Source organism: Gordonia bronchialis DSM 43247, assembly GCF_000024785.1.
In the GTDB taxonomy this organism is placed as follows: Bacteria; Actinomycetota; Actinomycetes; order Mycobacteriales; family Mycobacteriaceae; genus Gordonia; species Gordonia bronchialis.
Genome location: NC_013441.1, coordinates 1,438,264 through 1,461,122, shown reverse-complemented (window position 1 = coordinate 1,461,122; position 22,859 = coordinate 1,438,264). Strand labels below are relative to the sequence as shown.

Genomic DNA, 22,859 nt, shown 5'->3' with positions numbered 1-22,859 from the left:
CTGGTCATCGGACCGGCACCTGCGGCAGCGGCAGCAACGGCAACGCGGACTCGAACTGGGCCGGGGACTTGGGGGTTTCGCGATCCAGCCAGGGGTCCACGTACCCCGCGACGGCCTCCTCGATACGGTCCTGGAGGCCGGCCACCAGCCCGTCGCGGTCGTCGACGAGGATGGCGCGCAATTCCTCGATCCCGCGTCGCGGCACCCACGCATAGGTGCGTTCCAGCCACTTCGCGTCTTCACGGTAGTACTGGATGAAGATGCCGCACAGGCGGATCACCTCATCGGCCGAGTCGACGGTCGCCAGCAGATCACCCTTGCGGATGTGTGCACCCGCGGCACCGCCGACGTAGATCTCCCAGAGTCCGTTGCCGATGGCCACCACCCCGAAGTCCTTGCACAGCGCTTCAGCGCAGTTGCGCGGGCAGCCGGTCACCGCGAGCTTCAGCTTCGCCGGGGACTCCAACCCCTGATAGCGGGACTCGATGTCGATGCCGAGCTGCGTCGAATCCCCCAGACCGAATCGGCAATAGTCGGTCCCGACACAGGTTTTCACGGTCCGGAAACTCTTGCCGTAGGCGTATCCGGACGGCATGCCGAGGTCGTCCCACACCTTGGGCAGGTCCTCCTTCTTGACACCGAGAAGATCCAGCCGCTGCCCACCGGTGGCCTTGATCATCGGGATGTCGTACTTCTCGGCCACATCGGCGATCTTGCGTAGCTGCTCCGGCGAGGTCACCCCGCCCTTCATCTGCGGAACCACGGAGAAGGTGCCGTCGCGCTGGATGTTCGCGTGCACACGATCGTTGACAAAGAGCGCACCCGGTTCACGCTTCCAGTCCGGCCCCCAGATGATCCGCAGCAACGACGCCAACGGCATCTTGGCGGTCGCGTCCTCGCCGGACGGTGCGAGATGCTCGAACGCCTCGCTCACCGAACGCAGATCCTGGCGCCGAATGGCGTCGATCAGTTCGGGTTTCGTCAACGGGATGCACGGCACATACCAGTCTGCCGAGCGGTCGATGGTGAGCGCGTCACCGGCGGCGAGTTCGACGATGTCGGCGACCATACCCTTACACGACCCGCATCCCTTGCCGGCACGTGTCTTCGCGCACACGTCACTCACACTGGTACAGCCCGAAGCGACGCATGCCACGATGTCACCCTTGGTGACGCCGTTACAGTTGCAGACCTGTGCGTCGTCGGCGAGTTCGGCGGCACCTGTTGCCGCACTGGGTGTCCCGAGGTCGAAGAGCATCGAGATCCGTTCCTCGGGCAACGGCACCTTCTCGTCGAAGGCCTGCGTCAGGAAGCTCGCCTTGGAGATGTCACCGAGGAGCATCGCACCGATCAGCTTGTTGTCGCGCACCACCACGCTCTTGTAGATGCCGTTGCGCGGCTCGTAGAACTGCACGAATTCGTCGTCCTCGCGCTCCGGACCCTTTACGCCCATCGCCGCGACGTCGACGCCGGCGACCTTGAGCTTGGTGGTCAGACGCGAACCATGGTATTCCGCTTGCGGATTGGCACCGGTGAGCACGTCGGCGAGAACCACCGACTGCTCCCAGAGCGGTGCCACCAGACCGTAGACCTCACTGCGGTGCTGCGCACATTCGCCCACCGCATAGATGAATGCCTCATCCTCACAACGCATCTGATCGTCGACGACGATCCCGCGTTCCACCACCAGCCCCGCACCGCGGGCGATCTCGACGTTGGGCCGGATGCCGGCGGTCACGACGATCATGTCGGCGGGCAGGCTCCCGCCGTCGGTGAATCCCACTCCGGCGACGCTGCCGTCGTCGGCGCGCAGCACCGAGGTGGTCCGCTTACCGGTGTACACCCCCACCCCGAGTTCCTCGATCTTGTTGCGCAACACCTTCCCGCCGCGCTCGTCGAGCTGCTGGTTCATCAGGTGTCCGGGCGAATGCACCACATCGACGTCCACACCCTGCGTCTTCAACCCGTAGGCGGCTTCGAGCCCGAGCAGACCGCCGCCGATCACCACCGCCTTGACGTCGTCGCGGGACAGTGCCATCTGCAGCATCCCGTTGGTGTCCTCGATGGTCCGAAACCCGAAGACGCCGCGGGCAAGTCGGCCGTCGGCCTCGCGCAGACCGTCCATGTTGGGGAAGAAGGTGTGCGACCCGGTCGCGATGATCAGCACGTCGAATCCGATGACGCGGCCGCTGGCACAGCTGACGGTCTTGGCGAATCGGTCGATGGACTCCGCTCGGTCACCGGCGTGCAGGGTGACACCGTTCTCGGTGTACCAGGCCATCGGGTTCAGCATGAGATCGTCGTCGTCGGTGGCGGTTTCACCGGCCAGGACGTGGCTGAGCATGATGCGGTTGTAGTTCCCGTATGGCTCGTCGCCGATCATCGTGATGAAGAACTGATCGCCACCACCGCGGGCGAGGATCTCCTCGACGGTGCGCGCGCCGGCCATCCCGTTGCCGACCACGACGAGACGACGTTTGGGTGCGGCATCCGGGTCATACACCGCCGCTTGCGGATTGCGCATCAGAAGGTGACCATCCCGAAGTCGACGACCACCTCACCGGCGGTCCCCTCGGGCGCGGCGATCACCAACTCCAGCACGCTGTCCGGGTCGACGTCCTCCACCACCCGCAGCGGCACGTTGACCGAGGACTTGGCGCCCATCGGGAAGATCCGCATCGGCGAACCGTCCCGGGTCAACGTCACATAGATGAGCTCGTCGGAACTGTTGCCGCCACGGAAGTACAGCGGCTGCGCGGTCAGCCCCGACGGCACCGTGTAGGTGAGGGACGGGTCGATCGGGCCCGGCTTGGTGAGACCGGAGCCGGTGAACGCGAACACGCCCTGAAGGAAATGCGGGGTACTGGACATAACTGCCACTATCCCCAGCACGCGTGAAATGCCACTTGCCGTGATGTTACGGCGGCGTTGTCAGGCGCTCACCGGACCCGCTCGCGGCGGTGCGACCACTCAGCGCTTGCGCCACCCCGCCGCGCCGACCATGTCGGCGACCTTGGTGAACTTCACCCGCGGACGTCCCTGTTGCGCACCCCGACGCCGCTCGGTGCGGTCGATGGCGCGCATTCCCCGGTAGCCGATGACGGTTCGGACGCGGCGACGCACCAGGGCGCCGAAGTCGCGTGCATCATGTGTGGTCCGTCGTAGCCTGCCGTGAGCAGCGTCATCAATGAAATCCTCGACGGTGGCCACGGCGCACATCTTGTTGGCGCCGATCCCGCCGCTCGGGCCGCGCTTGGCCCAGCCGAGCACGTACGCGCCGGGGATCACCTCGCCCGCGTCGTCGACCATCCGGCCGTCGACATTGGGGAACACGCCGCGCTCGTCGTCGAAGGCGAGTCCGCGGATGGGCGTCGACCGGTAGCCGATGGATCGGACGACCAGATCGGTCACGATGCTGTGCATGCCCTCTCCGGTGCGGACGAGCACCGAGTCGACGGCCTCGGTCCCGACGATCTCCTCGAGCGCCGAGTGGAACAGGAAGACGATCCTACGGCGGGCCGGTTCGGCGGGTGCGGTGAAATCGGGTGTGACGCCGTCGGCGCCGTCGATCACCTCGACCTGCACACCCGGGATCTCCGACAGCGCACGGTATTCCGCCGCCGTGTAGGCTGCCGCGGCCGGGTCTCGACGACCTAGCAGCACCACTTCGTGCACGTTCTGCTCGCGCAGTATGCGCAGGGCACGGTCGGCGATGTCGGTGGTGGCCAACAACTCCGGCGGCGACACCAGGATCCGCGCCACGTCGAGCGCCACGTTGCCGGTACCCACCACCACGGCACGGCCGGTGGCCGAAACACCTTCGGCGGCACCGCGAATGGACGGTCCGTCGTCCGCACCGGGCACCGCGTTGTACCAGGCAACCAGGTCGGTGGCCGATGTCGAGCCGGGGAGATCCTCACCCGGGATGCCGAGCCTGCGGGACTCACTGGCGCCGACGGCGTAGAACACCGCGTCGAAGTGCTCGGCCAGCTCGGCGGGCGAGACATCCTCGCCGACCGTCACATTGGTGAGCATAGTGACGCGTGGGTCGCGGTAGAGCAGGTCGAAGCCACGCAGCACACCCTTGGTGCCGGGATGGTCGGGGGCCACCCCGGCGCGTACGAGACCACCCGGCGTGGGCAGCTTGTCGATGACGGTGATCTGCGCCTCGGTCCGATCGAGCAGAGTACGCAACGCATACCCGCCCGACGGCCCGGTTCCGACCAGCGCGACCCGCAGCCCGGCAGGGAGTTTCGGGATCTCCGGGTACTCGACGCTGCTCCATCCGGACTTCACAGCGGGGTTGTTCTTGTAGAAGTCGGCGTTGATGTCGATGAACACCTTGTCGCGGGTGCCGAGCCGATCGGCCGGATAGATGGCGTCCACCGGGCAGGCATCGGCGCAGGCGCCGCAGTCGATGCAGGCCTCCGGGTCGATGTGCAGGATGTCCGACGACCCGAAGCCACGCTCCTCCGGCGTCGGATGGATGCAGTTGACGGGGCAGACCGAGACACATGCCGCATCGCTGCAACATGATTGGGTGATGACGAACATCAGAGCATGTTCGCTTTCCGGTAGTAGTGCATGGCCGGGCGGGTGAGCAGACCCACCTCGTCGAGGAACTCCATCAGATGTGCACAGCTGCCACGGATCATCGACTGGAAGTGCGAGTTGGAATTCATCTCGCGCACAGCACGATCCGCGTCGAGCCCGGCATCGGCGAAGGCCTGTTTCTGCACCAGGCTGGTGACGATGAAGTAGGCACCGAGGGCCACGTACAAGCCGCTGAACTGGCGACGCGCCCAGCCGACGCCCTCCATCGACTCACGCACTTCTTCGCGCGCGAACTTCATGTGCCGGGACTCTTCGAGCACGTGGATCTCGTTGACGGTCCGGATGAAATCGAGGACCCTGTCATCGCGCATGCAGCCGCGCTGGAAGACGTCGAGGACCTCCTCGGCCACCAGGATGCCGGCGAAGGCCACCTCGTTCTTGGCGGTCCGCTTGAACAGCTTGCCCAGACGGCCCACCCACTTGGTGGGCTTATAGGAGGTGCCGACCATTTTCTCCGACGCCTTGGCGAACATGATGGAGTGGCGGCATTCGTCGGCGATCTCGGTCAGCGCGAACTGGAACTCGGGGCTGTGATAGGCACCGAGGTACTGGTCGCGGATCACCATCTCCTGCAGGATCATCTCGAACCAGATCCCGATGTTCATGATCGACGCGAACTCGTGGCGGGTCACCGAGATGCGCTGCTCCTCGGTCAGCTCGTCCCAGTAGGCGGTGCCGTACAGCGATGACCACTCCGGGCTGCATCCGTACTTGGTGGGGTCCATCGGCAGCGACCAGTCGATCTCGGTCATGGCGTTGCGCGACAGACGCGCAGCCGAGGCGAGCAGACGCTCGGACACCTCCTGGGTGCCCTGGTCGCGCATGCTGATGACGGTGGCGCTGGTATCGGTGTTCTCCATCGCGGCGGTCATGGACTTCGCCTCCCAAAATCGTGACAACGTTTGATGTCATGACAACGTATGTTGTAACGATAGCACTGGAGTGTGACGTGGTAAACAGACCACGGAATATACTCACCGGTAAGTTTGCGGACGGGCCTCGTCCACGCAGGTCAGAGCAGGAGACGGATATGTCATCGATTTTCATCACCGGCGGCGCGGCGGGCATCGGACTCGCCACGGCAGAACGGTTCGGCCGGGAAGGCTGGACAGTCGGGGTCTACGACGTCAACAAAGAAGCCCTCGACCAGGTCAAGGCCGACCACCCCGATTGGATCATCGGCGAACTCGACGTACGCGATTCAGCACAGTGGACACACGCTCTCGGCGAGTTCACCGAGACGACCGGCGGGAAGCTCGACGTCCTCGACAACAACGCCGGCATCCTGCACGAGGGGCTGATCACCGAGATCGATCCCGACGCGATCAAGCGCCAGATCGACATCGATGCGCTCGGCGTCGCACTCGGTGCGCAGGCCGCCCACCCCTACCTCAAGGCGACGCCCGGCTCACATCTGGTGAACATCGCCTCGGCGTCGGCGATCTACGGGCAGCCCGGCATCGCCGTCTACTCAGCCACCAAATTCTTTGTCGCCGGTCTCACCGAGGCACTGGAACTCGAGTGGGAGCACGACGACATCCGAGTCGTCAGCATCTGGCCGCTGTGGGCCAAGACCGCGCTGGCCGCCAACGACGCCAAGTCCACCAAGACGCTCGGCGTGCGGATCACCCCCGAGCAGGTGGCCGACAAGGTGTGGGAATCGGTGCACCCGACCCGGCAGGACAAACTACTGCACCGCACCAGCTACTCGGTGGGCGCCCAGACCCTGGTGCTCGGCAACGCGGCGAAGTTCATCCCCAACGTCCTCAACCGCGCGGTGAACAAACTGATCGCGCAGTAGGCCGTTTCCGTCCACCACTTTTCGGCAAACCCACCGGGTCCCAGGGTGGTGGATCTGGGAGAAGAGTGATGGACCCAAATCAGCTTCGACGACGCGGCGCCGTCGGCAATCGCCACTTGAACGCAAGACCGGCCAGCCGCAGCCCGGTGGCGAGCACACTGCCGACGATCAGCCACACCCAGTGCGGGACATCGGTATTCGTGCTGCCGACAGCGACCACCGTCGCTCCGAGCGCAGCGGGCACCGCGTAGAGATCGGCCGGCTGCAACAGCAGGGGAACGTCGTTGGCGAGCACATCGCGCAGGATGCCGCCACCGATCGCGGTCAGCAGGCCCACCAGTGTCGCCGCGAACGGACTGGCATGGACATCGAGCGCGATCACCGCACCCGTTGTCGCGAACAATCCCATCCCGAAGGCGTCGAGCACCAGGATCGTGCGCCGCAGCTGACTGAAAGCCGGATGGAAGAAGAAAGCGAGGAGGCTCGCGAGCAACGCCACCAGAACCGGCGTCCAGTTCTGCACCGACGCGGGCGGGGTGAGGCCCAACAACACGTCGCGCAGAATGCCGCCGCCCACCCCCGTGAGAACACCCACCGTGACGATGCCCCAGAGGTCGAAGTCCTTGCGGACGCCGACGGTGGCACCCGATGCGGCGAACACCACGATGCCCGCGTAGTTCAACACATCCAGCAGCACCCGATCATGATGTCAGTCCGCCCGCGCGGGCGTACACCGACACGAACGACCGCCCCCGGTGAATGTCTCCGGGGGCGGTCGTCGAGAAATCGTGTCGCAGACGACTCGGTGCGAGCCGTCAGGCGGCTGCGCTCAGCGGCGATCCAGATCGATGAGGCCGGCGCGAGCGGCCTTCACCAGGCGACGCGGGATGCGCTGCGAGACGCCGTTGATCTTCTCTTCCTGCAGTGCGGGGTTGTCCGCCTTCCACTGCGAACGACGGCTACGGGTGTTGGCCCGCGACATCCGGCGCTTCGGTACAGCCATGGTTGAGCCCTTCTCCTACGGTGGTATTCGTCCGGGATCATCAGCCACGACTGTTGTCCCTGGTCAGTGCGCCTGCAGCCCCCAGGGCGCGTCACACAACCTCACCAGACTACCCGGCGAGGTCGGCAACCTCCAAAACGGACCGTCAGCTGGTGCTGGCGTCGAACGCGAAGCTCCCGATGACCCCGGCGAACACCAACACCCAATAGATGATGAACAGGACCACGACTACGGCGCCCACGATGATGCCGGCGAGAGCCAGCCCATCGCCGGTCTGTGTCCCGTTGGACTCGCTGATCTGCTTGCGGGCCACGAAGCCGAGGATCAGCCCGACGACACTCACGATGCCGCAACATACCAAGCCCGCGATCGAGCACGCCAACGAAGCGATCGCCAGCGGGTTGGTCTTGGGTGGCGTGGCACCGACTCCGCCCGGATAGCCGGCAGCCCCGTATCCCGGCTGCCCATACGGCGACGCGGGTGGCGTTCCGTACGACGGCGTGCTCGCGGCTCCATACGACGGCGTCCCTGAGTCACCGTAGGACGGAGGCGTCCCGTACGACGGCGTGCCCGAGTCACCGTACGACGGTGTCCCCGAATCGCCATAGGACGGCGGTGGTGTCCCGTACGACGGGGTTCCCGACGCTCCGGGCGTCCCGATCTGCGTCGGGTCGTACGACGGCGGCTGGGTCCCCTGACCGTACGACGGGGTTCCCGACGATCCCGGCGTCCCGATCTGCGTCGGGTCATACGACGGCGGCTGGGTCCCCTGGCCGTACGACGGCGGTGGCGTGCCCTGGCCATACGACGGCGGCGGGGTGCCCTGGCCATAGGACGGCGGCGGGGTCGAAGGCGGCGGGGTCTGTCCGCCCGGGCCGGTCTTGATGAAGCGCGTCGGCCCGCCCGTCGGCGACGACGGTGGCGGCTCGTGGGATTCGGGGTTGCCCCCGGGAGTGGAGTCCTCGGGGTCCCGGTCACCGGTCGGATTGGTCATCGGCTTGCCTTTCGAAGTGCGCAACCCCCGTTGTGAGCGCGCAAAGGATTCGGCACCGCTGGCGCGGCACATCGCCGTCAACCCTAGTCAACCGACCCCCGTTTGCCGGGTGAACTCGCCAAGTGTCGTCTGTCAGACCGACTCGGCGGCGAAGAGCACGATGATCAGCACCGTCAGGATCACCGAGAGCAGTAGTCCGATGCCACCGGTGATGAGTCCGGCCAGCGCGTTGCCGCCCCCGGTCTGGGTACCCACCGAGTCCTCGATCTCGCGGCGGGCCTTGAATCCCATCACAAGTGCGACGATGCCGGTCGGCCCGGACACCGGCAGCGAGAAGCAGCTCAGGACGAACACACTGACCAGGCTGACGATCCCGCAGACCAGCGCCGTCGTGGCATGACCGTTGGACTGCGCCACCGGGGGATACCCGTACGGCGACGCTCCGTAGGGGTAGTGTGACGCGGCCCCGTATTGCGGGTACGGCGTGTACCCGGCGCCATACGGCGTCGAATATCCGGGCCCGTACGACGGGTCCGACCCGGGCGGGGCCACCGGCGGCAGCTGCGGATTGGCGCCGTACGGATCCTTCGTCAGATACGGGTCGGGCGTCTGGGCGTAGCCGGGCGCCGCACCGTAGGGGTCGGATGGATTCTGATAGGTCGGCGACAACTCCGTCGGCGCGTAGGGCTGGCCGGCCGGCGCGGCCGGACTCCAGGTGTCGTCTGGGTCGCGCCCGTACTCCGGTCCCTGCGGGTTGGTCACTCGTCCGGTCCTCTCCCCTGGGCCGGACTCGGTGCGGTCGACCCGTTGATTCGTGCTTCAGGGTAGTGAATACGCTCAGACGGTGTCAGGCGTCATCTCCGGCTTCACCGTCATCTTCATCGTGGTGGGCATAGGGTACGTGCTCGGACGGACGCACCTACTGGGTGAGCACGCCCACGAGGTCCTCTCTCGCCTGGTCTTCTTCGTCTGCACCCCGGCCCTGCTGTTCGCGTCACTGGTGACCACGGACCTGTCGGTGGTGTTCTCGTCCACCCTGGTCATCGCGGGCGGCGCCGCCCTGATCATCGGGCTGCTCTATCTGCTCGTCGCCCGGTTGTGGTTACGTCGCGCCGTTCCCGAACTGGTCATCGGGGCGTTGTCGTCGTCGTATGTCAACAGCGTGAATCTCGGTCTGCCGATCGCCATCTTCGTGCTCGACGACGCGACGTTCATCGCCCCACTGCTGCTGTTCCAGATCCTCATCTACTCCCCGATGGCGCTGCTCGCCCTGGACCTCACCGCACTCGATCGCGGCGCCGATCGCTCGCTGCTCCGTGACGTGGTGGTGACTCCGCTGGCCAATCCGATCGTCGTCGGCGGTGTGGCGGGGCTGATCGTCTCGATGGTCGGCGTGATGCCGCCCGCTCCGGTCCTCGAACCGTTGAGGATGCTGGGCAACGCGTCGGTGCCGGCGGCGTTGCTGGCGTTCGGGCTGTCGCTGACCGGCGTGACCGTCTTCAAGAAGGGTCAGAGCCCGCGCCGCGACATCGCACTCGCGACCGTCCTCAAGATGCTGGCGATGCCCACACTCGTGTACGTGATCGCCCGATGGGGTTTCGGCCAGACGGGCCACCAGCTGTTCGCGCAGGTTGTGATCGCCGCGTTGCCGACCGCGCAGAACGTGATGGTGTACGCCACCCGCTACCGTCGCGGCCAGCCCGCGACACCGCGCTGATCACCACGCTCGCCTCCATCCCGGCGATCGCCATCATCTCGGTGCTGCTGGCCTGAGGGGCTCTGCGGGTCAGTCCTCTTCCCGCGCTTTGCGTTTCACGTCCACGCCACCCATCAGAGCGAAGCCGACGACGCGGATCGACGGAGCCCCCGGGGCGCCCTGACCGTCGGCGCGTTTGGAGAAGCCTCCCATCACGGCCATGCCGCTGATCTCCACGGTGACGTCGTCGGGCACCACGATGTCGATGCCGCCCATCAGCGCGAAACATCGGATGGTCAGCTGACCGGACGTGAATTCCGCTGCCCGCAAATCGATCTCGACGCCCCCCATGATCGCGGTCGCGGTCAGCGAGTCGTCGACGACGGCGTTGCCCTTGACCTCCGAGGCCGCCATCAGGGCGAAGGAGTGATGGGTGGGACGACGAGACGACGCGGAGTTGACTCTGGTGCCCGCGACCGCCGGCGGCCGATCGCCGACGGCCGACCACGACGGCATCACCACCCCGAGTTGAGCCACCGGCAGATCGTCGGTCAATTCGTCGAGATCACCAAAGGTCTTGGCCATCACCGCTTTACCGGCGCGCTCCTCGTACTCGTCGGGCGAGAGATTCCCGTTGGCCATGGCGGCCGAGAGGATCTCGTGGACGAGCTCACGGTCGGCGTCGGCGGCGCGCAGTCGGGCACGCCGGTCGTCGGGCGGAGGCAGTTCCCCGGGAGTTGACACGTTCACCAGCCTAACGGTCGACCGGCCGGGCCGACCACCCCGAGATCACCCTGAATCGTCCCCGAGGTGCCCCGCGAATCAGTCGGACTGCGGGCATAATCGGCAGCACCCTGCCGAGGAGATTCGCCATGAATTCGCCCGCCGATCCCGATCACCCGCCGGTACCGCCGGCCGCACCCTACGGTCCGGCCGGCTACCAGCCCTACGGGCCGCCGCCGACCAAGAACCGATCCGGCATGCGGCGGGCGGGCAAGTGGATGACCTGGATCGGCGTCATCATCCTGGTCGGCTGTGTCGCGGCGGGGGTCGTGCTCGCCGTCTTCGGCTTCGGCAAGGTCGCTTCCCAGACCGACAACGTCTTCGAGATCAACACCACCGCCACGCGATCCTTCTCGGCAGGCGACTCGCTGCAACTGTTCGCCGGCGAGGACGCTTCCCGTCGACCCAATTGCCGCTTCGACGTCCCGCACCGGTGCAGTCCGGGCCCGACGTCACCTCGACCATCCACCACGACGGGCAGTCCATCGAAACCTTTCGCACCGTGACGATCCCGGTGGACGGCAGCTACACCATCACCTGCGACGAGCAGACCTTCGCCGCGCCCGCCTTGACCGGCCGTCAGGTATTCGCCGCGGCCGCCGGAATGATCGCCATCCTCGGCGGAGGCTTCGGTTTCCTGCTCACGATCATCGGGATCGTGCTGTGGGTGGTGGGAGCGCGCTCCGCACGACGCTGAGCGAGGGTCTCAGCCGCGCCGACGACCCCGGCGGGAGCGCAGATAGTCGCCGACGACGGCCGCACCGAGTCCGTCCACGTCGGGTGCCACCACCCGTCCGCCGATCCGCCGCGCGATCTGGTCCATGAAGTGGGCCAGCCCCGGGTCCTCACCGAGCCGGAAGAAGGTGACCTGCGCACCGAGTCGTGCAACGTGGTCGAGTTCGCGCACGGTCAGAGCGATCGTCTGCGGGTGCGGTGGGTAGAAGAAGAACGGTTCGCCGCTGGGATCGAGATGTGCGGTCGGCTCACCGTCGGTGACGACCAGGACCACCGGCTGCGCATTGGGGAATCGACGCAGATGACGCTGCGCGAGAAGTAGTGCATGGTGCAGGTTGGTGCCCTGCTCCATCCGTGGTTGCAGTCCGGTCAGTTCGGCGATGTCGATCGAGCGGGCGTAGCGTCCGAACGCGATGAGATGCAGTTCGTCGCTGCGGAATCGGGTGGAGATCAGATGGTTGAGCGCGATCGCGGTGCGCTTCATCGGCGTCCAGCGACCTTCCATCTCCATCGAGAAGGAAGTGTCCACGAGCAGGACCACCGCGGCCTGGGTGCGGCTCTCGGTCTCGGCGACCTCGACGTCGCGCACGGTGATCCGCACCCCGTCGCGGGCCATCTCGGCGCTGGCCAACGCCGGTTCGGTGCTCTCGGAGATGGTGCGCAACACCGCATTCGACACGGTACGGGTGACATCCCACGGATCGGTGTCACCGAACACCCACTCGCGCGTGGCACCCGACGGCTCACCGAGTAGTCCGCTGCGTCGCGTCTGACGATCGCCACGGCGCCCGCTGAGCTGTTCGGCGACATCACGGAAGATCGTCTGCCCCAACTGCCGCATCGCCTTCGGACTCAGCCGCAGCTGACCGTCGGACGTGCGATCGAAGAAGCCCTCCTCATTGAGCGCCCGCTCCAATTCCTGCAGCGTGCGGGCATCCACCGCGGCCTCGTCGCCCAGCTGACGGGCAAGCGCATCGAGGTCGATGTCGTCCATCTGCGCGCCCGCGTACTGCTGTGACAACTGCTCGGAGAGCGCTTCGAGTTCGGAGATGTCGCGCAGCGCAGCCGCCCCCTCCCCCAGACCCATCGGCTGATCACCGGAGAAGGATTGCGCGTCATCCCAGTCCAGCCCCGGCAGGGCCTGCCGCAACGCCGAATCCATCTGCGCCAGTTGACTCATCAGGTCCGGTGAACCGAACGCCTGTTGGGCGAGCTGGTCGAGTTCGGCACGCTGGTCGGGTGTCAGCGAATTGTAGAACTGCTGCGCCGCGGCGGCGCGCTGCGCCAGCGAATCGATGAGTTCGTCGGTGTTGCGCGGATTCTCGGGGAAGTACTCCCCGTGGGCATCCATGAACTCCTCGAACTGCTGCGTGGTGTCCTCACCACGGTTGTGTGCGTCGAGAAGCTTGTTCAGGTCGGCCAGCATCTCCGAGATACGTTGCCGGTCTTGCTCGGTGGCACCTTCGAGGGCCTGTTTCATGCCGGCAAAACGCTGGTCGAGCAGTTCGCGGCCGAGCAGGTCCTTGATCTTCTCGTAGTCCGCCCGGGCCTGCCGCGAACGCCATTCGTAGTCGGCGAGTTCTTCGACGGCCTGCGCGGTCGACGCCGGGAGGCTCCCGATCTGCATCTCGGCGAACCGGGCGTCGTCGTCGAGGTCACGGGCGAGTTGTTTGCGTTCCTCGAGAACGGCGCGGTCGAGCAACTCGCGGATCTCGGCGAAGGTGCCGTCGAGGTTGCGTCGCTTGAGGAGTTCCTGCCGACGCCGGTTCACCTGCTCGCGCAGCTTGTCCAGGCCACGCATGTTCTGCGTACCGCGCCGCAGGAACTCGCGCAGCGCACGCTGCGGCGACACCCCGGCCATCACGTCGTCACCGATCTCACCGAGCGCCTCCCGGAGATCGACCGGGGGTGCCAGCGGATCGGGACCGCCGGTGTAGCGCTGATAGCGTGATCGGTGGAAACCCTTGCGCGCCATGAGTTCTCCTAGTAGAAGGCCGACAACTCAGCCATACAGCGTCTGTCCGGTCTCATCGGCCTCCTTGCCGATCCGGCGGGCCAGGTAGAGGCCCTCCAAGGCAAGTTCGACGGCGCTGGCGCGCTCACCCTCGGCATCGGCGTCGAGCCGCTCGGCGATCTCGTCGAGCACGCCGGCCGTCGTCTCCGGCGCCGGGATGGAGCCGAGGAAGTCGGTGGCGGTGACCCGGTCGCCGGTGACGACGGGCTCGCCCTCCTCCAGCGCGCCGACGAGCGGCGCCATGTCGATGCCACCCAGGTGTGCGCGGACGGTGTCGGCCACCGACTTTCGCAGCAGGTGCTCCAGGATCTCCAGTTCGCGCCCCTCCTCGCCGGACTCGAACTCGATCTTGCCCCGCAACACCTCCACCACCGACTCGAGATCGACGACGCGGGCGACGGCCTGCTCCTCGCCGGCCACCGCCGCGCGGTGAAGTGCCGCTGCGGCAACGGTTTCGGCACCGGCGATGGAGAAGCGTGCGGACACGCCGGATCGTTGGTCGATGGACGGATGGTCGCGGGCATAGCGGGTGAACCGGGCCAGGATCTCGGTGATGAAGGTCGGCACGGATGCGGTGAGGTCGGCCTCCTGCTCGATCACCGCGATCTCGTCGTCGAGCTCCAGCGGGTAGTGCGTGCGGATCTCGGCACCGAAGCGGTCCTTGAGCGGGGTGATGATGCGGCCGCGGTTGGTGTAGTCCTCGGGGTTGGCGCTGGCCATCACGAGGACATCGAGCGGCAGTCGCAGCGTGTACCCGCGCACCTGGATGTCGCGCTCTTCCATCACATTCAGCATCGAGACCTGGATGCGCTCGGCGAGGTCGGGCAGCTCGTTGATCGCGACGATGCCCCGGTGGGCGCGCGGGATGAGCCCGAAGTGGATGGTCTCGGGATCACCGAGACTGCGACCCTCGGCCACCTTCATCGGATCGATGTCGCCGACGAGATCGGCCACCGACGTGTCCGGGGTGGCCAGCTTCTCGCTGTAACGCTGACTGCGGTGACGCCATTCGATGGGCAGGTCGTCGAGCAGGTTGGCGGCCTTGCGGATCGAGGCCGGCGTGATCGGTTCGTACGGATGCTCGCCGAGTTCGGAACCGGCGATCACCGGCGTCCACTCGTCCAGCAGCCCGACCAGCGTGCGCAGGATGCGCGTCTTTCCCTGACCGCGCTCACCGAGCATCACGACGTCGTGGCCGGCGATCAGCGCCCGCTCGAGCTGCGGGAGCACCGTCGCCTCGAAACCCACGATGCCCGGCCACGGGTCGTCGCCCGCGCGGAGCGCGTTCAGCAGGTTGTGGCGGATCTCGTCGCGGATGCTGCGTTGGATGTGACCACTCGCGCGCAGTTCACCCAGGGTGCGGGGCGACGGATGGCGGGTCTCGGTGGTCTGGGAGGTGTGTGTGGTGAAATCCTCTGGCACCCCGTCCACGGTACTCCGCAACTGTGCCTGGTGACCTCACTCGGCGGCGCTCGATCGCCAGTGCGGATCGCGCCCGATGAATCCGGCCAGGCGGGTGACGGGGTCGGCGTCGTCGGGCACGGCGACCGGTTGTCCGTGTTGCCCCGACGCGCGCAGCATCTCCTCGATCCCCGTCATTCCGTCGAGCAGTTGCCGGGCGTATCCGGGATCGAGGTCGGCAGCCACACCGGCCGCCTCGGCGAGATCCCAGGTGTGCATGAAGACATCGGCGGTGTAAAAGCGGTCGATGGCATCTTCGAGCCGATGCGTGCCGGCCATCGGGTGCGTGAAATCGGCGTCGGCGCCGGGACCGTCGAGCAACGTCTGCACCGCGGCCGCACGAGCCGCCCACGCTCCGGCCGGATCGTCGACGACCGACGGCCCCGCCGGCAGTGACACGCCACCACCGGCGAGGAACCCGGGGAACCATTCGACGAGGTGTCCGACAACATCGCGTGCCGCCCAACCGTCCACCGGCGACGGCGCGTCCCAGTCGCCCACCGCGGACACGACGTCACCGAAGTGCCTACTGACCTGCTGATGACGTTGTGCCGCAGAGAGTTCCGTGAGATTCACGATCACACTTCACCCTCGGCGATGAGCTTGTCGAGCGTGGCGTAGCCCTCGTTGACACCGACTTCCATGCCCGACGCGAGCCAGCCGTCACGCGCTTCGAAGCTGTCGCAGAGTGACTGTGCGTGCAGTCGCGTGGTGCCGTCGCCGAGGTCCTCGAACCAGAGGGTCTCCAGCGAAACCTGGTCGGGCATGCCCTCGAAGGTGAAGGTCTGCACGATCTTGTCCTCACCAACGGTGTGGAAGCAGCCACGGAAGCCGAACTCCTGACCGTCGTGACTGGAGACATAGCGCCAGCTGCCGCCGTCGCGGACATCCCAGTCGACGATGCGACTGCTGATGGCGTCGGGGCCGATCCACCGGACGAACAGCTCCGGGTCGGTGTGGGCCTTCATCAATTGCGCTGGGGTGCCACGGAAGTCGCGGGTGATCCGGATGATCGGCACCTCCTTGTCGGCTTCGATGGTGGCCTCGGGGTAACGGGTGCTGCTCATGATGCCTGTCCTTCGGTGTCGGGTTGTTCGGCCTCGCCGCCGGTTGCCGCGGGGCCGTCGTTCATCTCCGCCAGCACGGCGTCGAGACGCTGATAGCGCTCCTCCGCTCGCCGGCGATACCGCTCGATCCACTTGGTCATGAGGTCGAACACCTCCGCTTCCAGGTGCACCGGTCGGGTCTGGGCCTCCCGGGTGCGTGTCACCAGTCCGGCGTCTTCGAGCACCTTCAGATGCTTCGACACCGCCTGGATGCCTCACGTCATACGGTTGCGCCAGCTGCCCGACCGTCGCATCCGCGTCGGTCAGCCGCGCCACCATGTCGCGACGCGTGGGATCCGCCAGTGCGGCGAACACCTTGGACAGCTGATCGGTCATCTCGGCCCCTCACCTTCACCATCTGGTCTGTATTCAACCATTTGGTTGAGTACGAGTCTGCGCGGCATCCGAATCTTTGTCAACCCTTTGGTTGAATAAGGGATCGACGTACAGAAAGGTCACCGCTGAGCAGGCAGACCTGCACCGGTGCACACCGGCACCCGCAGCGGTGACCTTTCTGGACGGTTGACGCGCGTGATCAGGCGGCGGACGGCCCCACCGGCTCGTCGCCACGCAGCGTGATGCGGTGCATGACCCGACGGTTGTCGCCGTAGTCGCGATTGGCGTAGTGCAGGGTGTTGCGGTTGTCCCACAACACCAGATCGCCCAGGCGCCACCGGTGCCGTACGATATGCTCCGGCTTGGTCAGATGCGCGTACAGCAGATCGAGGATGCCGCGGCTCTCCGCGTCGGAGACACCCTCGATGTGGGAGGTGAAACCCGGGTTGACGAACAGTGACTTGCGCCCGGTCTCGGGATGCACACGCACCACCGGATGGGTGACGGGGGGCAGTTCGGTGACCTCGCGGCCGTCCCATTCGTTGCCCTTGCCACCCCGGCGCTGCTTGAGGTAGTACCCGAACTCACGGCTGCCGTCGTGAACGGCCCGCAATCCCTCGATCAGGGTGCGCACCGGCTCCGACAGCGACAGATAGGCCAGTTCGGCGTCGGCCCAGTTGGTGTCACCACCGTTGCGGGGCAACACAACCGGACGCAGGATCGACCCCATCGGCGGCCGCGGCATGAACGTGACGTCGGTGTGCCAGACGTCGGCGAAACCGTTGTCGGCACTGTCGAGCGAGTACACCTCGTCGGGTACGTCCCCGCTGTCCCAGACCGGATGTCCCACGGTCAGATCGCCCAGCCGGCGGCCGAACTCGATGTGGGCGGCGTCGTCGAGGTGCTGATTGCGCAGCACGATCACCTTGTACTCGATGAGCGCGCGGCGAATGGCGCGGACCTCGTCGTCGGAGGCCGAGGCGACGTCGATGCCGCGCAGCTCGGCACCGAAGCTGGGTCCGAACTCGTCGACGTCGAGTTCGACACCGGAGGAGACGATGCCGGACGAGATGATGCCGCTGGTGGGGGCGGTGGTTACGGATTGAGCAGAAATGGTCATGAGGGTTCCCTCCCGGAGCTGGGACGTGTCGAGGATGCGGGGGCGTCGGATCAGCGGACGCGGGGCGGCGACCCATGGTGTGACCCGTCCGACCAATTCATCGCGTGACACGCATCGTGTCGGCTCATCTCACACCTCCCGCCGTCTCGGCTCCGGCTCGACTCGGCCGGATCACTCTCACCAGGCATTTCTAGCGGCCGATCCGATCAGCGCACACCCTTTGCGCCAGTGCGATCGAAAGTCCGGCTCAGGCCGCGGCCGCCTGTTTGACGGCCGCACCGACCTGGGCCCGCAATTCCGCGTACTCCGGCGAGCCGCGCAGCTCGTCGGGTGCCACACCGGTCCGCGGCAACGGCGAGGTGATGTCGAGCGCAACGCGGCCGGGGCGGCTGGTCAACACCACGATCCGGGAGCCCAGGAACGCTGCCTCGTCGGCGCTGTGCGTGACGAACACGTTGGTACGGCCCAGGTCCGAACTGACCGCCCGCAGGTCCTCCTGCAGGCGTTCTCGCGTCAGGGCGTCGAGCGCGGCGAACGGTTCGTCGAGCAGCAACGACGACGTCTGGCCGGCGAGTGCGCGGGCGATGGCCACGCGTTGCTGCTGACCACCCGAGATCTCCCAGATGCGCCGTCGGGCAGTCCCTTCCAGTCCGACACGTTCGAGTAGCTGATCACGCAGTTCCCGACGGTCGGACTTGGGCACCCGCGCGTACTTGAGGGCGAGCTCCACGTTGCCGCCGACCGATCGCCACGGGAACAGCCGCGGCTGTTGGAAGACCACGCCCGAGGTCACCCCCGGCAGCGGCCTGCCGCCGGAGACGCTCACCTCCCCGACGGTGGCCGACTCGAAACCCGCGATCAGACGCAGCAGCGTCGACTTCCCGCAGCCCGACGCCCCGACCAAGACCAGGAACTCGCCCGACGGGATGTCGAGATCGACAGGGCCGACCGCGGTCACCTCGTCGGCACCCTTGCCGTACCGCTGAGAAACGTTGCGCAGGCTGATCGTTCCCGGGGCGACCGCTCCCGGGCCGGAGGTGGCGCCCTCGATCACGTCAGCGCTGTTGGTCGACGACACTCGGCAATCCCCTTGTGTAGATGGCGGACTGGAAGGTCGACAGCGGCGGCGCGGCCGGGATCTGCTTCTGCTCGGCGAGGAACACCGCTGCGCTGTGCAGGTTCTCGGCCACATTGCCCGGCCGGCCGTCGACGCCGAGCCAGGTCGGCGAGGTCAGTTCGGCAACGGTCAGATAAGTGCCCTGCTTGAGCTGGTTGGCCGCATCCTCCTTGGAGGTGTTCAGTTGTGCCGCGACGGCTGTCGCGGCGGCATCCGGATCGGTCTTGATGAGCGTCAGCGCCCGCGCCTGCACCTGACGCCAGGTGTCGACCACATCGGGATGATCCTTGGCGAAGGCCGTCGACACCACCCCGAGATCCAGGGTCGGCTTGCCGGCGGTGGCCAGCTCCCGGCTCGCGATGAGAGTCTTTCCGTCCTTGCGCAGTTCGTCGAGCGTGGGCAGCCAGGTGTAGACGGCGTCCACGTCCCCGCGCTTCCATGCCGCCAGAGAGGCCTGCGGCTGCAGGTCGATGAGATCCACATCCTTGGGGTCCACCCCGGCCTGATTCAGCGCAGCGAGCAGGCTGTAGTGCGCGGTGGACGCGAACGCGGTCGCCACCTTCTTGCCGCGGAGATCGGCGATCGTGTTGATACCGGTGCCATTTCGCGCCACGAGTGCCTCGTTGTCGCCGGCGACGTCGAGGACGAAGGCGACCTGGTAGGCGATGTTCAGCGGTGCCGAGAGTCCGCGCGCCACCGGCGACGACCCGATCGCGGCGAAGTCGACCTCACCCGCCACGAAGGCGGTGTTGATGTCGGCGCCGGAGTCGAACTTGGTCCACTTGATGTTGTAGCCCGGCAGCGCGTCTTCGAGCCAGCGGTTGTTCTTGACGATCAGGTCTCCGCTCGGAAACGCCTGGTAGGCAAGGCGAATGGTGGGTTTGGAATCGTCCTGTCCGGAATGGTCCACGGAGCAGCCGGTGACCACGAGAATCAGCGCGCCCAGCGCGCCGATCACGGCAGTCAGGGTTCTCCTCGATCGGGTGATGTTCACGTGTCTCCTCAGACCTTTCCTCGCCACGGCACCACTCGGTGCTCGATTGCCCGTAGAACACCGTCGATGACGAGACCGGACAAGCCGATGAGGGCGATGCCGACCAGCACGACGGGAGTGTTGTTGTAGTTGCTGGCGTCCTTGACGACGCCGCCGATCCCGGGAATTCCGTTGAACAGTTCGGCGGCGACCACCGACGAGTACGCGATACCCACCGAAAGCCTTATGCCGGTGAAGGTCTCGGGCAGCGCCGACGGTATCACCACATCGGTGATGACCTCTCGGCGACGTGCACCGAGCGCTCGGGCGGCCTCGATCAACCCCAGCGGCGCGGCGCTGACGGCGGCCGTGGTGGCCACCGCGGCCGGTGGCAGAGCGGCCAGCGCCAGCAGGGTCACCTTGGGTGCCTCGTCGATGCCGAGCCAGATCACCAGCAGAAAGAAGTAGGCCAACGGCGGCAGGGCGCGCAGAAACGTGAGCCACGGTTCCAGCAGCCTGCGCAGCCAGCCGATGGTGCCCATGGCCAACCCCAGCGTCACCCCGATCGCCACCCCGATGACGACACCGGCGGCCACCCGCCGCAGGGTCATGTACAGGTGTTCCCACCAGAAGTAGTCGGCGTAGCCGCGGACTCCGTCGTGCGTCGTCGACATGTCGACGAAGGCATCCCACACCGTGCCCAGCCGGGGCACAAAGGTCTCGGTCCAGATCCCGGAGACGGCGGCGATCTGCCACGCCACGAGGAAGACCGCGAGCGACACGAGCGGGAGCCCGATCGTCGTCGCGGCTCGCCGCCACCGGGAACCCGACGGGCCCCGCACCGGCGCTTGGTCGCCGGACTCCTCCGGCGTGATGTCGACAAACAAGGTCACCGGAAATTAGTAGCCTGGCCACCGCAACCTGGACAGAGTTTGCTTCTCGATGATCAAAAGACGATTCCGAGTTGGCGTTGGGCTCCGTCAATGGTGGGGCCGTCCTTCCCCTCCCCGGCAGGAGACCTCATCCCTGCCCGACCGAGCATCCCTTATGCTCACCTGCCGGACGCACCGCCCCCACCCCCTGCTGGTCGAGCCGCCCCCCACCTGCTGGTCGAGCCGCCCAACCCCCCACCTGCTGGTCGAGCCGCCCAACCCCACCTGCTGGTTGAGCCGCCCAACCCATATGCTGGTCGTGCCGCCCACCCCCAATGCTGGTTGAGCCGCGTCGGACGAGCTTGCGAGTCCGCCGCGTGTCGAAACCACAAGCGAGACAACCATGTCCGCAACCAGAACCCAACCGATCGCCGACACTCTCGGGTCGCCGCCCACCACCACGGGCGGTTCAGTTTCACGGCGCAACACCCGGCCAATTCTGAGAAGCATTCGGGTCTTCCACTTTTCGTCACCAACGCTTTCCCAGCATCAGGACACCCGAACGCCGACGGGCCGAATCGGAAATGACTGACGACGGGCCCCTGAGCGGTCACCTCGGGAATAATCCCGATGTGAGCCGTCAGGGGCCCGATCTCAGTCACTCGTCGCCGTGGCTCGCCCAGCAGGACGAGGCGACATGACCTGCAGACGGACGCTACTCGACGAGCACAGACTCACGCTCACCCACCGGCGCCCGGTCGCCCGCGCTCCCCGAATCCGCTGTGCCACGGACCAATCCGTAGTGCCCGGCGAGTGTCGTCGCGGAGTACTCGGTCCTAAAACGCCCGCGGTCCTGCAGGATCGGGACCACACGGTCGACGAAGTCGGTGAGCCCGCCCGGCAGGTAGGGCGGCATGATGTTGAAGCCGTCCGCGGCCCCGGCATCGACCCAACCGATCAGGTCGTCGGCGAGTTGTTCCGGTGTCCCGGCAAAGGTGCGGTGCCCGCGCCCTCCGCCGAGTCGCCCGATGAGTTGGCGGACGGTCAGGTCCTCGCTCAGCGCAAGTGCGCGCACCAGGCTGGAGCGGCTCTTGTGGCCCTCGATGTCGGTCTCTGCGGGCAGCGGTGGTAGCCGGTCATCGAGATCGATTCCGGTAAGGTCAAATCCGAAGAAGCCGGACAGCTGGCCGAGTGCGTAGTCGGGTGAGATGAGGTCGGTGAACTCACGTTCGAGCTCGCGCGCCTGCGCCTCGGTGTCGGCGAGGTAGGGCACCACGCCGGGCAGGATGGCGATGTCGTCGCGGCCCCGTCCGTACCGCCGAGCACGGGCTTTGAGATCGTCGTAGAACGCGACCCCGTCGGCGACCGACCGTTGCGCAGTGAACACCACCTCGGCGATCCGGGCCGCGAGTTCCTTCCCGGCCTCCGATGAACCCGCCTGCACCAGAACGGGTCTGCCCTGCGGTGAACGCGGCGAATTCAACGGCCCGCGGACCGCGAAGTGTGCACCGCGGTGGTCGAGGGTGTGGACCTTGCCCGGCTCGGCGAAGGTCGCGGCATCCGCGTCGAGGCGAAGCGCATCCGGCTCCCAGCTCTCCCACAGTGCGGTGACGACGTCGACGAATTCCTCGGCACGCACGTACCGGTCGGCATGGGCGACGGTGTCGTCGACGCCGAAGTTGCGTCCCTCGTCACGGGTCGCGGAGGTCACCACGTTCCATCCCGCGCGGCCCCCGCTGATGTGCTCCAGCGAGGCGAAGGCGCGGGCCAACGAGTACGGATGGTTGTAACTCGTCGACGCTGTGGCAATCAGTCCGATGCGTTCGGTCGCCGTCGCGATCGCCGACAACAGGGTGATCGGCTCGAACACCTGCTGCGAATTGCGTGCGACGTTGGGTCCGACGGCGAGTACATCCGCGAAGAACACCGAGTCCAGCAGTCCACGCTCGGCGATCCGCGCCACCTCGATGTAGTGGCGCGGATCGAGCAGTCGCCGCTCGTCGGTGCGCGGGTGCCGCCACGCTGCTTCGTGGTGGCCGACGCCCATCACGAAGGCGTTCAGATGCAATTGTCGAGACATGTTGTGGGCAGGGTCCTTTCGGTGGGGCTCCGGAGGATTCCGATGGGCCGCTACAGCCATGCTGACCATCATCACGGCACGGGTGAATCCTTCTACGCACCGTGAACCTTTCGTTCCTGATCCCCTACCGGGTGTTGCCCTTCGCGATCACGGC

The 22,859-nt window shown here is 66.6% G+C and carries 21 protein-coding genes and 2 pseudogenes; 4 read left to right on the top strand and 19 right to left on the bottom strand.

The window, feature by feature from the left end; all coding sequences use genetic code 11:
- Window positions 1-4 precede the first annotated feature (4 nt).
- From nirB to GBRO_RS06825, 4 genes are all read right to left on the bottom strand, one after another.
- Window positions 5-2,524, bottom strand: a complete 2,520-nt coding sequence (nirB, locus tag GBRO_RS06840; protein WP_012833245.1) for a nitrite reductase large subunit NirB — start codon at window positions 2,522-2,524, stop codon at window positions 5-7.
- A complete protein-coding gene (locus GBRO_RS06835) occupies window positions 2,524-2,871 on the bottom strand; it encodes a hypothetical protein (RefSeq protein ID WP_012833244.1) in 348 nt (115 codons plus the stop codon). Before GBRO_RS06835 ends, nirB begins: the two co-directional genes overlap by 1 nt.
- A 99-nt stretch (window positions 2,872-2,970) precedes the next feature.
- Window positions 2,971-4,554, bottom strand: coding sequence for a 4Fe-4S binding protein (locus tag GBRO_RS06830; protein WP_012833243.1), 1,584 nt, complete (start codon window positions 4,552-4,554; stop codon window positions 2,971-2,973).
- Window positions 4,554-5,486 (bottom strand): AurF N-oxygenase family protein, encoded by a 933-nt coding sequence (locus tag GBRO_RS06825; RefSeq protein ID WP_012833242.1) that lies wholly within the window; start codon window positions 5,484-5,486, stop codon window positions 4,554-4,556. Before GBRO_RS06825 ends, GBRO_RS06830 begins: the two co-directional genes overlap by 1 nt.
- 158 nt (window positions 5,487-5,644) lie before the next feature.
- Between GBRO_RS06825 and GBRO_RS06820 the strand changes: the two genes are divergently transcribed.
- Window positions 5,645-6,415, top strand: coding sequence for an SDR family oxidoreductase (locus tag GBRO_RS06820; RefSeq protein WP_012833241.1), 771 nt, complete (start codon window positions 5,645-5,647; stop codon window positions 6,413-6,415).
- Window positions 6,416-6,494: 79 nt separating this feature from the next.
- Here GBRO_RS06820 and GBRO_RS06815 read toward each other — a convergent pair whose 3' ends face one another.
- The 4 genes from GBRO_RS06815 to GBRO_RS06800 all read right to left on the bottom strand — a co-directional run bounded on the left by GBRO_RS06815 (window position 6,495) and on the right by GBRO_RS06800 (window position 9,174).
- On the bottom strand, window positions 6,495-7,112 hold the full coding sequence (locus tag GBRO_RS06815) for a trimeric intracellular cation channel family protein (RefSeq protein ID WP_012833240.1): 618 nt from the start codon (window positions 7,110-7,112) through the stop codon (window positions 6,495-6,497).
- A 132-nt stretch (window positions 7,113-7,244) separates the two neighbouring features.
- Window positions 7,245-7,418 (bottom strand): 50S ribosomal protein L32, encoded by a 174-nt coding sequence (gene rpmF, locus GBRO_RS06810; protein ID WP_012833239.1) that lies wholly within the window; start codon window positions 7,416-7,418, stop codon window positions 7,245-7,247.
- 145 nt (window positions 7,419-7,563) lie between these two features.
- Window positions 7,564-8,412 (bottom strand): DUF4190 domain-containing protein, encoded by an 849-nt coding sequence (locus tag GBRO_RS06805; protein ID WP_012833238.1) that lies wholly within the window; start codon window positions 8,410-8,412, stop codon window positions 7,564-7,566.
- A 132-nt stretch (window positions 8,413-8,544) separates the two neighbouring features.
- Window positions 8,545-9,174, bottom strand: a complete 630-nt coding sequence (locus tag GBRO_RS06800) for a DUF4190 domain-containing protein (protein WP_012833237.1) — start codon at window positions 9,172-9,174, stop codon at window positions 8,545-8,547.
- An 82-nt stretch (window positions 9,175-9,256) separates the two neighbouring features.
- Here GBRO_RS06800 and GBRO_RS06795 point away from each other — a divergent pair.
- Window positions 9,257-10,185 (top strand): annotated as a pseudogene (locus GBRO_RS06795) (AEC family transporter).
- Between the two features lie 13 nt (window positions 10,186-10,198).
- On the opposite strand, the gene GBRO_RS06790 reads toward GBRO_RS06795, so the two are convergent.
- Complete coding sequence (locus tag GBRO_RS06790) at window positions 10,199-10,852, bottom strand: DUF1707 SHOCT-like domain-containing protein (RefSeq protein ID WP_012833235.1); 654 nt, start codon at window positions 10,850-10,852, stop codon at window positions 10,199-10,201.
- A gap of 128 nt (window positions 10,853-10,980) precedes the next feature.
- Between GBRO_RS06790 and GBRO_RS24650 the strand changes: the two genes are divergently transcribed.
- Window positions 10,981-11,397: a hypothetical protein gene (locus GBRO_RS24650; protein WP_012833234.1), complete on the top strand. Its 417-nt coding sequence runs from the start codon at window positions 10,981-10,983 to the stop codon at window positions 11,395-11,397.
- A complete protein-coding gene (locus GBRO_RS24645) occupies window positions 11,394-11,588 on the top strand; it encodes a hypothetical protein (protein WP_012833233.1) in 195 nt (64 codons plus the stop codon). The genes GBRO_RS24650 and GBRO_RS24645 overlap by 4 nt, the downstream gene beginning before the upstream one ends.
- 9 nt (window positions 11,589-11,597) lie before the next feature.
- On the opposite strand, the gene GBRO_RS06780 is transcribed toward GBRO_RS24645, so the two are convergent.
- From GBRO_RS06780 to GBRO_RS06735, 10 genes and pseudogenes are all read right to left on the bottom strand, one after another.
- Complete coding sequence (locus GBRO_RS06780) at window positions 11,598-13,601, bottom strand: vWA domain-containing protein (protein ID WP_012833232.1); 2,004 nt, start codon at window positions 13,599-13,601, stop codon at window positions 11,598-11,600.
- 27 nt (window positions 13,602-13,628) lie between these two features.
- Window positions 13,629-15,071 carry a sigma 54-interacting transcriptional regulator gene (locus GBRO_RS06775; protein ID WP_012833231.1) on the bottom strand — a complete coding sequence of 481 codons (1,443 nt, stop codon included), beginning with the start codon at window positions 15,069-15,071 and terminating at the stop codon, window positions 13,629-13,631.
- Window positions 15,072-15,098: 27 nt separating this feature from the next.
- A complete protein-coding gene (locus GBRO_RS06770) occupies window positions 15,099-15,683 on the bottom strand; it encodes a maleylpyruvate isomerase family mycothiol-dependent enzyme (RefSeq protein WP_012833230.1) in 585 nt (194 codons plus the stop codon).
- Window positions 15,680-16,168 carry an SRPBCC family protein gene (locus GBRO_RS06765; protein ID WP_012833229.1) on the bottom strand — a complete coding sequence of 163 codons (489 nt, stop codon included), beginning with the start codon at window positions 16,166-16,168 and terminating at the stop codon, window positions 15,680-15,682. The genes GBRO_RS06770 and GBRO_RS06765 overlap by 4 nt, the downstream gene beginning before the upstream one ends.
- Window positions 16,165-16,543, bottom strand: a pseudogene (locus GBRO_RS06760) (ArsR/SmtB family transcription factor). The gene GBRO_RS06765 and the pseudogene GBRO_RS06760 overlap by 4 nt, the downstream one beginning before the upstream one ends.
- A 199-nt stretch (window positions 16,544-16,742) precedes the next feature.
- Window positions 16,743-17,663 (bottom strand): TauD/TfdA dioxygenase family protein, encoded by a 921-nt coding sequence (locus GBRO_RS06755; RefSeq protein ID WP_012833228.1) that lies wholly within the window; start codon window positions 17,661-17,663, stop codon window positions 16,743-16,745.
- 247 nt (window positions 17,664-17,910) lie between these two features.
- Window positions 17,911-18,741 carry an ABC transporter ATP-binding protein gene (locus GBRO_RS06750; protein WP_012833227.1) on the bottom strand — a complete coding sequence of 277 codons (831 nt, stop codon included), beginning with the start codon at window positions 18,739-18,741 and terminating at the stop codon, window positions 17,911-17,913.
- The gene (locus tag GBRO_RS06745) at window positions 18,719-19,774 is read right to left on the bottom strand and encodes a taurine ABC transporter substrate-binding protein (protein ID WP_012833226.1); all 1,056 of its coding nucleotides are present in this window, start codon (window positions 19,772-19,774) and stop codon (window positions 18,719-18,721) included. Before GBRO_RS06745 ends, GBRO_RS06750 begins: the two co-directional genes overlap by 23 nt.
- A gap of 8 nt (window positions 19,775-19,782) precedes the next feature.
- The gene (locus GBRO_RS06740; protein ID WP_012833225.1) at window positions 19,783-20,646 is read right to left on the bottom strand and encodes an ABC transporter permease; all 864 of its coding nucleotides are present in this window, start codon (window positions 20,644-20,646) and stop codon (window positions 19,783-19,785) included.
- A 694-nt stretch (window positions 20,647-21,340) separates the two neighbouring features.
- The gene (locus GBRO_RS06735) at window positions 21,341-22,705 is read right to left on the bottom strand and encodes an LLM class flavin-dependent oxidoreductase (protein ID WP_012833223.1); all 1,365 of its coding nucleotides are present in this window, start codon (window positions 22,703-22,705) and stop codon (window positions 21,341-21,343) included.
- Window positions 22,706-22,859 lie beyond the last annotated feature (154 nt).

Excerpts from the sequence above, each read along its gene's own strand:
- GBRO_RS06820 (WP_012833241.1), top strand. The coding sequence starts at position 5,645 with ATGTCATCGATTTTCATCACCGGCGGCGCGGCGGGCATCGGACTCGCC.
- GBRO_RS06765 (WP_012833229.1), bottom strand. The coding sequence starts at position 16,168 with ATGAGCAGCACCCGTTACCCCGAGGCCACCATCGAAGCCGACAAGGAG.
- GBRO_RS06755 (WP_012833228.1), bottom strand. The coding sequence starts at position 17,663 with ATGACCATTTCTGCTCAATCCGTAACCACCGCCCCCACCAGCGGCATC.
- GBRO_RS06825 (WP_012833242.1), bottom strand. The coding sequence starts at position 5,486 with ATGACCGCCGCGATGGAGAACACCGATACCAGCGCCACCGTCATCAGC.
- GBRO_RS06780 (WP_012833232.1), bottom strand. The coding sequence starts at position 13,601 with ATGGCGCGCAAGGGTTTCCACCGATCACGCTATCAGCGCTACACCGGC.
- GBRO_RS06735 (WP_012833223.1), bottom strand. The coding sequence starts at position 22,705 with ATGTCTCGACAATTGCATCTGAACGCCTTCGTGATGGGCGTCGGCCAC.
- GBRO_RS06830 (WP_012833243.1), bottom strand. The coding sequence starts at position 4,554 with ATGTTCGTCATCACCCAATCATGTTGCAGCGATGCGGCATGTGTCTCG.
- rpmF (WP_012833239.1), bottom strand. The coding sequence starts at position 7,418 with ATGGCTGTACCGAAGCGCCGGATGTCGCGGGCCAACACCCGTAGCCGT.
- GBRO_RS24650 (WP_012833234.1), top strand. The coding sequence starts at position 10,981 with ATGAATTCGCCCGCCGATCCCGATCACCCGCCGGTACCGCCGGCCGCA.
- GBRO_RS06805 (WP_012833238.1), bottom strand. The coding sequence starts at position 8,412 with ATGACCAATCCGACCGGTGACCGGGACCCCGAGGACTCCACTCCCGGG.
- GBRO_RS06835 (WP_012833244.1), bottom strand. The coding sequence starts at position 2,871 with ATGTCCAGTACCCCGCATTTCCTTCAGGGCGTGTTCGCGTTCACCGGC.
- nirB (WP_012833245.1), bottom strand. The coding sequence starts at position 2,524 with ATGCGCAATCCGCAAGCGGCGGTGTATGACCCGGATGCCGCACCCAAA.